Source organism: Roseovarius sp. ZX-A-9, assembly GCF_028369135.1.
GTDB lineage: Bacteria > Pseudomonadota > Alphaproteobacteria > Rhodobacterales > Rhodobacteraceae > Roseovarius.
In genome coordinates this window covers 41,406-54,818 of the sequence record NZ_JAPWHW010000020.1, presented here as the reverse complement: position 1 = coordinate 54,818, position 13,413 = coordinate 41,406, and the positions used below count along the sequence as shown (strand labels likewise).

The following is a 13,413-nucleotide window of genomic DNA, read 5'->3' as shown; positions in this document are numbered from 1 at the left end:
CGGCAAGGGGACCCTAAGCTGTGAGGATGCCCGATGAGCTTTCACCTTCTGTCACGTTTAGCCGCCCTGTTTCTGGCGCTGGGCGCGCTTGGCGCGTGCACCAACCCCGACGATCTGGACAAGGCGCCTGTCGATCTGGGCAATTTCGCGCTGGGCCACAACGTCGTGGTTGCGCCCAACCTGACCAAGGGGCCCGCCTCGCGCGATGCCAGCAAGGAAGAGTGGATTGCCGCGATGACCAAGGCCATCGATGAGCGGTTCGGCCGCTACGAAGGCGACAAGCTCTATCATATCGCGATCTCGGTCGAGGGCTATGTTCTGGCCGTGCCGGGGGTGCCTGTCGTGGCATCGCCGAAATCGGCGCTGATCATCAAGGTGACAGTCTGGGATGATGCTGCGGGCAAAAAGCTGAACGAGAAGCCTGAACAGGTGACGATCATCGAGAGCATCTCGGGAAGTACCATGTTGGGATCGGGGCTGACCCAGTCCAAGGAAGTCCAGATGGAGAATCTGAGCCGCAACGCCGCCAAGCTGATCCAGAACTGGCTGGTGCGCGAAAATCAGGCGAAGAAATGGTTCGGCGGGAAAGGCGTGAAGCGGGCCAAGCCGGCACAGGCCGAGCCTGCTGCCGCACCGGTTGCCGACGCCGCGGCCCAGGAGGATGACAGCGCAGCGGCCGCAGCAGCGGCTGCCGCCTCGGCAGAGATGATCGAAGAGCCGGAGGTGGCACCGATCCCTGAAAGTTGACGACACCGCCACGGCGGGGGTCGCGGCGCGCGGAAGTGCTTGATTTTCGGTGCCCGGCGCAATAAACGGCCCGCGATGAAATGGCGGAAAATGAATATGAAGAACGTGAATTTCCCGGGCCGTAGGAGTTTCTTGGGATTCGCTGCCGCGTTTTTGGTGGCTGGATGCTATGCGGAGCCTTTGTTGCAGAACAGCCCGCGCGAGCAGTATTCCGTCCGTCAGGTGACTGTCGACACGGCTGCCTTTACCGGTGTGACCGGACGCGTGAATGAGTTTTCCAAGGAAGACGTCGCGCGCGATATCCGGGCGACATTAGCGCATGCGTTGCGTAAATCGGCCACAGGGACCACGCCAGTCGATGTAACTGTGCGTCTAACCGGTGTGCATCTGGTTTCTCCGGGTCAGTCGTTGCTGATTGGCGGGACCAGCGCCATCAGCGGTGTTCTTGAAGTCAAGGATGTCCGAAGCGGTGCGATGGTGCTTGAGCCGACCAAAGTGTACGGGACGGCGAAAGGGGCCTATGCGCCCGGTGGCATTATCGGGGCGATTTCGACGCGCAGCGTTGACGACGACTATCGCAGAACCATCGCCGGATTTTCCGGGGATGTAGAACGTCGGTTGTTCGGGGCCGTAGACACGACGAATAAGCCGTCAGCCAAAACCTTATCGCCCAAGACCGATCCTGCAACGTTGACTGAGGCCGAAAGGCAAGCTCGGGCGGAGGCGCAGGAAGAAGCAAGAAAATGCCGTCAGGCAATCACGATCACATGTGCAAAAGTAAACTAAGAGCACAAGAAGATTAATCAGAGTTCTGAAAGAAAGGGCCAGCATCATGGCAAAGGAAAAGTTCGACCGCAGCAAGCCGCATGTTAACATCGGCACGATCGGTCACGTTGACCACGGCAAGACGACGCTGACGGCGGCGATCACGAAGTATTTCGGTGACTTCAAGGCGTATGACCAGATCGACGGCGCGCCGGAAGAGAAAGCACGCGGGATCACGATCTCGACCGCGCACGTGGAATACGAGACCGACGCGCGCCACTATGCGCATGTCGACTGCCCCGGCCACGCTGACTATGTGAAGAACATGATCACCGGTGCGGCGCAGATGGACGGCGCGATTCTGGTGGTGAACGCGGCCGACGGCCCGATGCCCCAGACGCGCGAGCACATCCTGCTGGGTCGCCAGGTGGGCATCCCCTACATGGTCGTCTACATGAACAAGGTCGACCAGGTTGACGACGAAGAGCTGCTGGAACTGGTCGAGATGGAAATTCGCGAGCTGCTGAGCTCGTACGAATATCCCGGCGACGACATTCCGATCATCCCCGGCTCGGCGCTGGCTGCGCTGGAAGGCCGTGATCCGGAAATCGGCGAGAATTCGATCCGCAAGCTGATGGCGGCCGTGGACGAGTACATCCCGACGCCGGCACGCGCCGTGGACCAGCCCTTCCTGATGCCGGTCGAGGACGTGTTCTCGATCTCGGGTCGTGGTACGGTTGTGACCGGTCGTGTTGAGCGTGGCGTGATCAACGTTGGCGACGAGATCGAGATCGTCGGCATCCGCGACACCAAGAAGACGACCTGCACGGGCGTTGAAATGTTCCGCAAGCTGCTGGATCGCGGTGAAGCTGGCGACAACATCGGCGCGCTGCTGCGCGGTATCGATCGTGAAGGTGTCGAGCGCGGGCAGGTCCTGTGCAAGCCGGGTTCGGTGACGCCGCACACCAAGTTCGAAGCCGAGGCGTATATCCTGACCAAGGATGAGGGTGGCCGTCACACGCCGTTCTTCGCCAACTACCGTCCGCAGTTCTACTTCCGTACGACGGATGTGACCGGCACCGTGAACCTGCCCGAGGGCACGGAGATGGTGATGCCCGGCGACAACCTGAAGTTCGAGGTCGACCTGATCGCCCCGATCGCGATGGAAGAGGGCCTGCGTTTCGCCATCCGCGAAGGCGGCCGCACCGTCGGCGCCGGCGTGGTGTCGAAAATCCTCGAGTGAGCGAATTGTCTGTGCGGTAGGTGATTGCAAGATCACCATGCCTGCATGACCCGGAAGGTGGGGTAAAATCCACCCTACGCAGCAATCAGAGGGCGCCCCGGAAACGGGCGCCCTTTTTCGTGGCGCGCTGGCCTGTTATTCTGTTGCCCGAGCCTATGGAGGGCGCCGCGGCCAGATTTACCTGATCGCCCGGATCCAACGTAAACAACACGCGACCAGCGCGAGGTCCCGATGCCCGGTACTCTCCCCACCCCTGATATCCGCAATCCGCTGACCCTGCCGGACGGCACGGCGCATGAGGGCACGGTGTTCCTGCGCGCGGCGCTTGATCATCCGCGCATCGAGGCGGGCGAGTATTCTTATGCCAGTGCGCATGTGTTACCCGCCGACTGGGCGGCGCGTCTGGCGCCCTACCTTTACCCGCATTCGCCCGAGCGGCTGGTCATCGGGCGGTTCTGCCAGATCGCCGACGGGGTACAATTCATCACCGCTTCGGCCAACCACCGTCGCGACGGGTTTTCCACATTTCCCTTTGCAGTGTTCGACGGCGGGTTCGCCGAGGCGCGTGCATCTTTGCCGGGACCGGGGCGCGATACGGTGCTGGGCCATGATATCTGGATCGGGCAGGGCGCGCGCATCCTGCCCGGTGCAGAGATCGGCAGCAGCACCATCATCGGTGCCGGGGCTGTTGTTGGCGGACAGATCGCGCCCTACAGCGTGGTCGCGGGCAATCCGGCGCGCGTGCTGCGCCGTCGGTTCGCCCCCGAGACGATTACGCGACTGCTGGAGATTGCGTGGTGGGACTGGCCGATTGCACGGATACTGGCCCATGAAGCAGCGATCTGCGGCGCCGATCTGGCCGCACTGGAGCGCGCGGCGGAGACAATCGGGCGAGAATGACAAGACCGGCTGGGGCCTGAGCGCTGCCCGGAAGGAATTGTCGCCCGGATCGGTCCGATCCCCCTTGCGCTGGTGCGAGAGTTGGCTTAATCCCCGGACCGCATATAGGGGTATAGCTCAGTTGGTAGAGCGACGGTCTCCAAAACCGTAGGTCCCGGGTTCGAGCCCTGGTGCCCCTGCCACCGCCCAGTTCGGTGTCACCACCCCATCTTTTGATCTTGCCGCGCTGCAATTACCACCCTTGGGGCGGTCGCGCGTATCAGGTCACTGCGGCAGCGAAGGCTGGCAGGGCCGCCGGGCGCCACATTTGCCTTGATCTGGCCCGATTTTCATCAGGTTTGCCCTCAAATGATCACGCTTGCCACATTTTTGCCCCAATCGTGCCGTAGAAACACTGCATTCGGCGGTGGACCCAGGGTTCCTGCCGGGTTTGCGTGGGGGCGCAAATAAGGATTCTGGTGCTGTCATGTCACCAACAGATGAATATGAGACTTTGCGCATAGATACGCGCAAGTTGCGGCCGGGCCTCATGTTGGACCCGCTGACGGAGGCTCCGCGGCCGGAATTGACCGATGCGGAGATCCACGAGGCGATTGCAGAAGCACTGCAGGAGCAAGACCCGCAGGCGGTTGCCGCGGCGCGCGATGCGGTGACGCAAGCGGTTGCACGCGGTGGGCCGCCACCTTCCATGCCACAATCTGACCGATCCGATGCCGCCGCAGCGCGGAGCCACGCGGCGTTCGAGCCGATCAGCGCGGCGGACGATACCGAAACGGGCGGGCGGCAAGAGCGGCGCGCATTGCGCGAGGGCTGGCTGGGGCGGGTCATGATCGCGTTGTCGGCAGTGGTTGTCTTCTACACCTGGCCTTGGATCGTTCCGACATTGATCATTGGCGCGATCTGGCTGTCGCTGATTGCCTTCATCTTTGTCGGGGCGGAACGTATCGCGGCATGCGCGCTGTGGTTCTACCGCTGGCTCGATGCGCGGGCGCCCAGCCGGGCAGAACGTCTGCGCGCCACGGCAGACAGCCTTGCGGTGCGGCTTGATGCGCTATTCGACCGGTTGCCGGGGCGCTGGTCAGAGGGGCTCTACATGCCGGATTTCAGCCGCGAGGCGCTGATCGACGAAGTGGACGAAGATGCGCCGGACCCGTTCGACCGGTTGGCGGCGCAGGCCCATCACGGTTGAGCATCGGGGGCGATGCCAAACCGCAGGAATTTTCCAGTGCCGGTCCGTCAGGATCGGCTCTTGAATTTGCGCGGTCAGGCGCGTATGTCGCCCGGACGGGTCGGGCCATTCGGGCGGCCCGCACCGTCCCGAGGCTCAAGCCTTTTGCGTTTTTCCTGAATCAGGGTAAAATGCGGAGGGCCCACGCCAATTCAATGTTACGGGCGTTTCGCATCTGATCTGACCTTCGGGTCATATGCAAAACGCCTTAGTGAGAGACATCAGCGCATGGCACGTACCAATCCGCTTCAGTTCATCCAGCAGGTCCGCGCCGAAGTGGCGAAGGTCGTCTGGCCGACCCGCCGCGAGGTATTTCTGACCACGGTTATGGTGTTCATCATGGCCGCGCTGACGTCGGTTTTTTTCGCATTGGTGGACCTGGGCATCCGTAGTGGGCTTCAGGTTGTTCTGGGGATGTTCGGCTGATACCTGTCTGGTCGGCCATGATATCCCGGCGTATGCGTCAGGCCGGAGTGGTATCGACCTTGGCAGTGCCTGCAATCCGATCCGTCGACCGGATTTCATGGCAAACGCTTTAAGTCCCGCCAAAACTGCCTGCAGACCTTGAAATCAATGGGAATGCGCGGTAGTGGGGCGCTCATCTACGGAACATGGCGCGCGGCGATTCGGGTTGCGCGCCGATTTTTTGTTTCGGAGCCGTGCGTGTTGCGCGCGGAGAAAAACAGCAATACCGGGCTCTTGACCCGGGTGGCACGAGGAATTGGGTCGTCATGGCAAAACGGTGGTACTCGGTTAGCGTTCTCTCGAACTTCGAGAAGAAGATCGCCGAGCAGATCAGAACATCCGTGATCGAATCCGGCCTCGAGGACGAGATCGAAGAGGTGCTGGTCCCTACCGAGGAAGTGATCGAGGTGCGTCGCGGCAAGAAAGTGACCGCCGAGCGGCGCTTCATGCCGGGTTACGTTCTGGTGCGGATGGAAATGTCGGACCAGGGCTATCACCTGATCAACTCGATCAACCGGGTCACCGGCTTTCTTGGCCCGCAGGGTCGCCCGATGCCGATGCGCGACGCCGAGGTGAACGCGATCCTGAACCGGGTTCAGGAAGGCGAGGAAAGCCCACGCACCCTGATCCATTTCGAGATCGGCGAGAAGGTCAAGGTCAACGATGGCCCGTTCGAGGATTTCGATGGCTCGGTCGAGGAAGTGGACGAAGACAACCAGCGCCTGAAGGTGTCGGTGTCGATCTTTGGCCGGGAAACCCCGGTCGAACTGGAATTTACCCAAGTCACCAAACAGGGCTGACGCGGGCGGTGGGGTGAAACCCACCCGACGGAATTTGCGCGGACGCCCCATCAGGGGCAGAGACGCATCTCATGTGGGAGGCAAGGGCGCCGCGGCATCCGAACCAGACCACCGCAACCGAAAGGCCGAGGGGCGCGCCCCGACGCTGTTGAACGAAAAGGAGAGGCCTCATGGCCAAGAAACTCGCTGGCAAGATGAAGCTGCAGGTGAAAGCCGGGCAAGCCAACCCAAGCCCGCCGGTCGGACCCGCCCTGGGTCAGCGCGGCATCAACATCATGGAATTCTGCAAGGCGTTCAACGCCAAGACGCAGGACATGGAGCCCGGCGCCCCGTGCCCGACCGTGATCACCTACTACCAGGACAAGTCCTTCGAGATGGACATCAAGACGCCGCCGGCGTCCTACTATCTCAAGAAGGCGGCCAAGCTGAAATCGGGCGGCAAGACCCCCGGTCGCGATACCGCAGGGTCGGTGTCCGTCAAGCAGGTCCGCGAGATCGCGGAAGCCAAATGGAAAGACCTGAACGCGAATGATATCGAAGCTGCGATGAAGATCATCGTCGGCTCCGCGCGTTCCATGGGCATCGAGGTGAAGTAAGATGGCAAAACTCGGAAAACGCACCCGTGCCGCTCGCGAAGCCTTTGCCGGCAAGAGCGACGTAACCGTCGAAGAGGCCGTGGCTCTGATCAAGGGCAACGCCAAGGCGAAATTCGATGAGACCATCGAGATCGCAATGAACCTCGGCGTCGATCCGCGCCACGCGGACCAGATGGTACGCGGCGTTGTCGGCCTGCCCAACGGCACCGGCAAGACCGTGCGCGTGGCTGTCTTTGCCCGTGGCGCCAAGGCTGAAGAAGCTGAAGCCGCTGGGGCAGATATTGTCGGCGCAGAGGATCTGATGGAAGTCGTGCAGAGCGGCAAGATCGAATTTGACCGCTGCATCGCCACCCCTGACATGATGCCGATCGTCGGCCGTCTGGGCAAGGTGCTGGGCCCGCGCAACCTGATGCCCAACCCCAAGGTCGGTACCGTGACCATGGACATCAAGCAGGCTGTTGAGGACGCCAAGGGCGGCCAGGTACAGTTCAAGGCCGAGAAGGCCGGTGTGGTCCATGCTGGCGTCGGCAAGGCATCGTTTGACGAAGCCAAGCTGGTCGAGAACATCCGCGCTTTTGTCAGCGCCGTGTCCAAGGCCAAGCCGGCGGGTGCCAAGGGTACCTACATGAAGAAGATCTCGCTCAGCTCCACAATGGGGCCGGCCGTGTCGGTTGCTGTGGACTCGGCCAACGCCGAGTAAGACACCACCGTTATGGATCGGGAAAAGGCGTCCTTCGGGGCGCCTTTTTCTTTTTCCGGAGGCATGAAGCCATGGGCGCGGCGCAGAACGACAGGTGCCGGCTTTGGTTGACTTGATTGAAACTTCTGTCAGGATTGACGGCAATTGAGCCGGAAAGGGCCGGGTCAGGTCTTTCATATCGATTTCGAGCTGCTGTCCGCCGCTGGCAGGGGTGGTAATCGTTCTGCCACTTGACGCCGTCTGTGCTTCAACATAAGCCACCAACACGTGCCACGTCTCCGATTCGGGGAGCGTGGTGCATTTCGTCCAAGACGGCGGGTGAGGCCATAGCTTCTTAATTTCCTGCCTGAGACGGGAGAAGACCAGATTGGCCGGGCGCTTATGCACCTCGGGCGCTCTTGGCGGACCCCCGTAAAAAGGACCTGAACGTCGGGCGTCTTGCCCGACACAAACGAGCCGGGGGGAGACCCCCAAATTTGGAGTGAAACTGTGGATAGAGCCCAGAAAGAGAAAGTGGTTGAGGAACTCGGCCAGATCTTTGAAAGCTCTGGCGTTGTAGTGGTTGCCCACTACACGGGTCTGACAGTTGTTGAGATGCAGGATCTTCGGGCGCGTGCGCGTGAAGCTGATGCATCTGTTCGCGTCGCCAAAAACAGGCTCGCCAAGATCGCCCTTGAGGGTAAGCCCTGCGCAAGCATTGCAAACTATCTCACGGGTATGACCGTTCTGACCTATTCCGAAGACCCCGTGGCTGCGGCCAAGGTGTCCGAGGGTTTTGCCAAGGATAACAAGAAATACGAGATCCTTGGCGGGGCAATGGGTGAGAACGCTCTGGACCGGGCCGGTGTCGAAGCCGTGTCGAAAATGCCCTCGCGTGACGAGCTTATCGCTCAGATCGTCAGCTGCATCGGCGCACCTGCTTCGAACATTGCCGGGGCCATTGGCGCACCTGCAAGCAACATCGCGAGCATCCTTTCGACCATCGAAGAGAAGGCCGAAGCGGCATAAGCAACTGGAACGTACCCGTACCGGGCTTGAAACCCGGGCGTTGGAACACATCTAATACGGAAAGCATGAGAAAATGGCTGATCTGAAGAAACTGGCAGAAGAGATCGTTGGTCTGACGCTTCTCGAAGCACAAGAACTGAAAACCATCCTGAAAGACGAGTACGGCATCGAGCCCGCCGCTGGTGGCGCTGTGATGATGGCTGGTCCTGCGGATGCCGGCGGCGACGCAGGCGAAGAGCAAACCGAATTTGACGTTATCCTGAAATCGGCCGGCGCGTCGAAAATCAACGTCATCAAAGAGGTTCGCGCAATCACTGGTCTGGGCCTCAAAGAAGCCAAGGACCTGGTTGAAGCCGGTGGCAAAGCTGTCAAAGAGCAAGTCTCGAAAGACGAAGCTGAAGAGCTTAAAGGCAAGCTGGAAGCAGCTGGCGCCGAAGTCGAGATCAAGTAATCGAAGCGCGCTGATATTGTTTTCCATTAGCAGGAAACAAATCGGGATTTGCATGAATTCCGCGGCGCGACCGAAAAAATGGCTGGAGACGGGTGAAACCGTCTCCAGCCGAACCTGTCTCAGAGAGGCTCCGCGAAAATCGGGGCTTTTCTCAGGCGAGGTTCTGGGTCGGGAGGCTGTCCTTGGGAAGACAGCCATGAATGGACCCATGACTTGCCGTCTCAAATGGTCACGCGGCTGGGGCCCGACAGCCCGCGCGACCGGTGAGAAATGAAAGGTGACCAGACACATGGCTCAGACCTACCTTGGCCAGAAACGTTTGCGCAAATACTTCGGTAAAATCCGCGAAGTTCTTGAAATGCCGAACCTCATCGAGGTTCAGAAATCCTCTTACGATCTGTTCCTGAATTCGGGCGATCAGGACACTCCGATGGACGGCGAGGGCATCAAGGGTGTCTTTCAATCGGTGTTTCCGATCTCGGATTTCAACGAAACCAGCGTAATCGAATTCGTCGATTACGAGCTGGAGAAGCCGAAATACGACGTCGAGGAGTGCATGCAGCGCGACATGACCTACAGCGCGCCGCTGAAGGTCACGCTGCGCCTGATCGTGTTTGATATCGACGAAGATACCGGCGCCAAATCCGTCAAGGACATCAAGGAGCAGGACGTGTTCATGGGCGACATGCCCTTGATGACGCCCAACGGCACCTTTGTTGTCAACGGCACCGAGCGGGTCATCGTCAGCCAGATGCACCGGTCGCCCGGTGTGTTCTTTGACCATGACAAGGGCAAGACCCACAGCTCGGGCAAGTTGCTTTTTGCCTGCCGGATCATTCCCTATCGCGGCTCCTGGCTCGATTTCGAATTCGATGCCAAGGATATCGTGTTTGCGCGGATCGACCGCCGCCGCAAGCTGCCTGTGACCACCCTGCTGTATTCGCTGGGCATGGATCAGGAAGCGATCATGGATGCCTATTACGATACCGTCAATTACAAGCTGGAAAAAGGCAAGGGCTGGGTCACCAAGTTCTTCCCCGAGCGGGTGCGCGGCACACGTCCGACCTATGACCTGATCGACGCCGCTTCCGGTGAAGTGATTGCCGAGGCTGGCAAGAAGGTCACGCCACGCGCGGTCAAGAAGCTGATTGATGAAGGCAACGTTACCGAGCTTCTGGTTCCGTTCGAGCATATCCTGGGCAAGTTCGTCGCCAAGGACATCATCAACGAAGAAACCGGCGCGATCTATGTCGAAGCGGGCGATGAGCTGACGCTGGAATACGACAAGGCGGGTGATGTGACCGGCGGCTCCCTTCAGGAGCTTCTGGATGCGGGTATCACCGAGGTGCCAGTGCTGGATATCGACAACATCAATGTCGGTCCCTACATGCGCAACACCATGGCGATGGACAAGAACATGAGCCGGGCAACCGCTCTCATGGATATCTACCGCGTCATGCGTCCGGGCGAACCGCCCACCGAAGAGGCCGCTTCGGCGCTCTTCGAGACGTTGTTCTTTGATGGCGAACGCTATGACCTGAGCGCCGTTGGCCGGGTCAAGATGAACATGCGTCTGGCACTGGACAAGCCGGACACCCAGCGCACGCTGGACCGCGAGGATATCGTGGCCTGCATCAAGGCTCTGGTTGAGCTGCGCGACGGCAAGGGCGACATCGACGATATCGACCACCTCGGCAACCGCCGTGTCCGTTCGGTCGGCGAGTTGATGGAAAACCAGTACCGCGTTGGTCTGCTGCGCATGGAGCGCGCGATCAAGGAACGCATGTCGTCGGTCGAGATCGATACCGTCATGCCGCAGGATCTGATCAACGCCAAACCTGCCGCCGCCGCCGTGCGTGAATTCTTCGGCTCTTCGCAGCTGTCGCAGTTCATGGACCAAACCAACCCGCTGTCGGAAGTTACCCACAAGCGCCGCCTTTCAGCGCTTGGGCCGGGTGGTCTGACACGCGAACGCGCGGGCTTTGAAGTCCGCGACGTGCACCCGACCCACTATGGCCGGATGTGCCCGATCGAGACGCCGGAAGGGCCGAACATCGGTCTGATCAACTCGCTGGCAACGTTTGCCCGCGTGAACAAGTATGGCTTCATCGAAACGCCCTATCGCAAGGTCGTGGACGGCCAGGTGACGGACGAAGTACAGTACATGTCTGCCACCGAAGAGATGCGGCACGTCGTGGCGCAGGCTAACGCCAATCTCGACGAAAACGGCAAGTTCGAAAACGAGATGGTCAACACCCGCCAGTCGGGTGAATACACGCTCGCGCCCAGCGAGAGCGTGGACCTGATCGACGTCAGCCCGAAACAGTTGGTCTCGGTTGCCGCATCGCTGATCCCGTTCCTCGAAAACGACGACGCCAACCGCGCGTTGATGGGGTCGAACATGATGCGGCAGGCTCTGCCGCTGATCAAGGCCGAGGCACCGCTGGTCGGGACCGGGATCGAGGGCGTCGTGGCCCGCGACTCTGGTGCCGCGATCATGGCGAAACGCGCAGGCATCATCGACCAGGTCGATGCTCAGCGGATCGTTGTGCGGGCCACTTCAGACCTGGAGCCGGGCGATCCGGGCGTCGACATCTACCGTCTGCGCAAGTTCCAACGCTCCAACCAGAACAGTTGTATCAACCAGCGTCCGCAGGTCAAAGTGGGCGACACGGTGGGCAAGGGCGAGGTCATCGCAGATGGCCCCGCGACCGACATGGGCGAACTGGCCGTTGGCCGGAACGTCATCGTCGCCTTCATGCCGTGGAATGGCTACAACTACGAAGACTCCATCCTGATCTCGGAACGTGTCTCGCGTGACGACGTGTTTACCTCGATCCACATTGAGGAATTCGAAGTCGCCGCCCGTGACACGAAACTTGGGCCGGAAGAGATCACTCGCGACATTCCCAACGTTGGTGAAGAAGCGCTGCGCAACCTCGACGAGGCGGGCATCGTTTACATCGGCGCGGATGTGGAACCGGGCGATATTCTGGTCGGCAAGATCACCCCCAAGGGTGAATCGCCGATGACCCCGGAAGAGAAACTGCTGCGCGCCATCTTTGGTGAAAAAGCCTCTGACGTGCGTGACACTTCGCTGCGCGTGAAACCAGGCGATTTCGGTACGGTTGTCGAGGTGCGGGTCTTTAACCGCCATGGTGTGGAAAAAGACGAACGTGCCCTGCAGATCGAGCGGGAAGAGGTCGAACGTCTGGCCCGTGACCGCGACGACGAGCTGGCCATTCTGGACCGCAACATCTACGCGCGTCTGAAGTCGATGGTTCTCGGCAAGGTCGCCGTCAAAGGCCCCAAAGGCGTCAAGCCCAACTCGGAGATCACCGAGGAACTGCTGGGCACGCTGAGCAAGGGCCAATGGTGGCAACTGGCGCTGAAGGATGAGGCCGATGCGCAGATCGTCGAGGCTCTGAATTCGCAATACGAGGCGCAAAAGCGCGCACTCGATGCGCGGTTCGAAGACAAGGTCGAGAAAGTCCGTCGCGGCGACGACCTGCCACCCGGTGTCATGAAAATGGTCAAGGTGTTCATCGCGGTGAAGCGCAAGCTGCAGCCGGGTGACAAGATGGCCGGGCGTCACGGCAACAAGGGTGTGATTTCGAAAGTTGTGCCGATGGAGGACATGCCGTTCCTCGCGGATGGTACGCCGGTCGATTTCTGTCTGAACCCGCTGGGTGTTCCGTCGCGCATGAACGTCGGTCAGATCCTTGAGACGCATATGGGCTGGGCCGCACGCGGCTTTGGCATCAAGATCGACGATGCGCTGGGTGAATACCGGCGCTCGGGCGACCTGACACCGGTGCGCGAGGCGATGAAACTGGCCTATGGCGATGATGTCTACGAAGAGGGCATCGCCGACATGAGCGAGGATCAGCTGGTCGAAGCGGCGGGCAACGTCACCAACGGTGTGCCGATCGCAACGCCGGTTTTTGACGGGGCGAAAGAGGCGGATGTGAACGACGCGCTGCGGCGTGCCGGTTTCGACACCTCCGGTCAGTCGGTGCTGTTTGACGGTCGTACAGGCGAGCAGTTTGCCCGTCCGGTGACGGTCGGCATGAAGTACCTGCTGAAGCTGCACCACCTTGTGGACGACAAGATCCACGCGCGCTCTACCGGGCCTTACAGCCTGGTCACGCAGCAGCCTCTGGGCGGCAAGGCACAGTTCGGTGGCCAGCGTTTCGGCGAGATGGAGGTCTGGGCTCTGGAAGCTTACGGTGCCGCCTACACGCTGCAGGAAATGCTGACCGTGAAATCGGACGACGTTGCGGGCCGGACCAAGGTCTACGAGAGCATCGTCAAGGGCGAGGACGGATACGAGGCCGGTGTACCGGAATCGTTCAACGTTCTCGTGAAGGAGGTCCGCGGTCTGGGCCTCAACATGGAACTCCTGGATGCCGAGGGGGAGGAATAAGAAAATTCGCCGAATTTTCTAGGGCTCAGATTTTTCGCGAAAAATCTGGGCCTGCCCCCAACGCATTGCCTTAACTGAAAGGTC

At 60.4% G+C, this 13,413-nt stretch carries 12 protein-coding genes and 1 tRNA gene; all 13 read left to right on the top strand.

Translation table 11 applies throughout. The features are described 5' to 3' along the window. Positions 1 to 33: 33 nt before the first annotated feature. The 13 genes from O3306_RS17865 to rpoB all read left to right on the top strand — a co-directional run bounded on the left by O3306_RS17865 (position 34) and on the right by rpoB (position 13,329). A complete protein-coding gene (locus O3306_RS17865) occupies positions 34 to 747 on the top strand; it encodes a hypothetical protein (protein ID WP_272009822.1) in 714 nt (237 codons plus the stop codon). Between the two features lie 96 nt (positions 748 to 843). Then, positions 844 to 1,533 (top strand): hypothetical protein, encoded by a 690-nt coding sequence (locus tag O3306_RS17860; protein ID WP_272009820.1) that lies wholly within the window; start codon positions 844 to 846, stop codon positions 1,531 to 1,533. A 46-nt stretch (positions 1,534 to 1,579) separates the two neighbouring features. Continuing rightward, a complete protein-coding gene (gene tuf / locus O3306_RS17855) occupies positions 1,580 to 2,755 on the top strand; it encodes an elongation factor Tu (protein ID WP_272009785.1) in 1,176 nt (391 codons plus the stop codon). A gap of 231 nt (positions 2,756 to 2,986) precedes the next feature. Beyond that, positions 2,987 to 3,655, top strand: a complete 669-nt coding sequence (locus tag O3306_RS17850) for a CatB-related O-acetyltransferase (protein WP_272009818.1) — start codon at positions 2,987 to 2,989, stop codon at positions 3,653 to 3,655. 106 nt (positions 3,656 to 3,761) lie between these two features. Then, positions 3,762 to 3,837 (top strand) — tRNA-Trp (locus O3306_RS17845). A gap of 347 nt (positions 3,838 to 4,184) precedes the next feature. Beyond that, complete coding sequence (locus tag O3306_RS17840; protein ID WP_272009816.1) at positions 4,185 to 4,844, top strand: hypothetical protein; 660 nt, start codon at positions 4,185 to 4,187, stop codon at positions 4,842 to 4,844. Positions 4,845 to 5,111: 267 nt separating this feature from the next. After that, positions 5,112 to 5,309, top strand: coding sequence for a preprotein translocase subunit SecE (secE, locus tag O3306_RS17835; protein WP_272009814.1), 198 nt, complete (start codon positions 5,112 to 5,114; stop codon positions 5,307 to 5,309). 305 nt (positions 5,310 to 5,614) lie between these two features. After that, positions 5,615 to 6,148: a transcription termination/antitermination protein NusG gene (gene nusG, locus O3306_RS17830; protein ID WP_272009811.1), complete on the top strand. Its 534-nt coding sequence runs from the start codon at positions 5,615 to 5,617 to the stop codon at positions 6,146 to 6,148. A gap of 170 nt (positions 6,149 to 6,318) precedes the next feature. Beyond that, complete coding sequence (rplK, locus tag O3306_RS17825) at positions 6,319 to 6,744, top strand: 50S ribosomal protein L11 (protein WP_272009809.1); 426 nt, start codon at positions 6,319 to 6,321, stop codon at positions 6,742 to 6,744. A gap of 1 nt (position 6,745) precedes the next feature. Further along, positions 6,746 to 7,444 (top strand): 50S ribosomal protein L1, encoded by a 699-nt coding sequence (rplA, locus tag O3306_RS17820; protein WP_272009807.1) that lies wholly within the window; start codon positions 6,746 to 6,748, stop codon positions 7,442 to 7,444. Between the two features lie 489 nt (positions 7,445 to 7,933). Then, complete coding sequence (gene rplJ, locus O3306_RS17815) at positions 7,934 to 8,452, top strand: 50S ribosomal protein L10 (RefSeq protein ID WP_272009805.1); 519 nt, start codon at positions 7,934 to 7,936, stop codon at positions 8,450 to 8,452. A gap of 73 nt (positions 8,453 to 8,525) precedes the next feature. Then, positions 8,526 to 8,903: a 50S ribosomal protein L7/L12 gene (gene rplL / locus O3306_RS17810; protein ID WP_272009803.1), complete on the top strand. Its 378-nt coding sequence runs from the start codon at positions 8,526 to 8,528 to the stop codon at positions 8,901 to 8,903. Between the two features lie 289 nt (positions 8,904 to 9,192). Next, positions 9,193 to 13,329, top strand: a complete 4,137-nt coding sequence (gene rpoB, locus O3306_RS17805; RefSeq protein ID WP_272009801.1) for a DNA-directed RNA polymerase subunit beta — start codon at positions 9,193 to 9,195, stop codon at positions 13,327 to 13,329. The last annotated feature ends 84 nt before the right edge of the window (positions 13,330 to 13,413 follow it).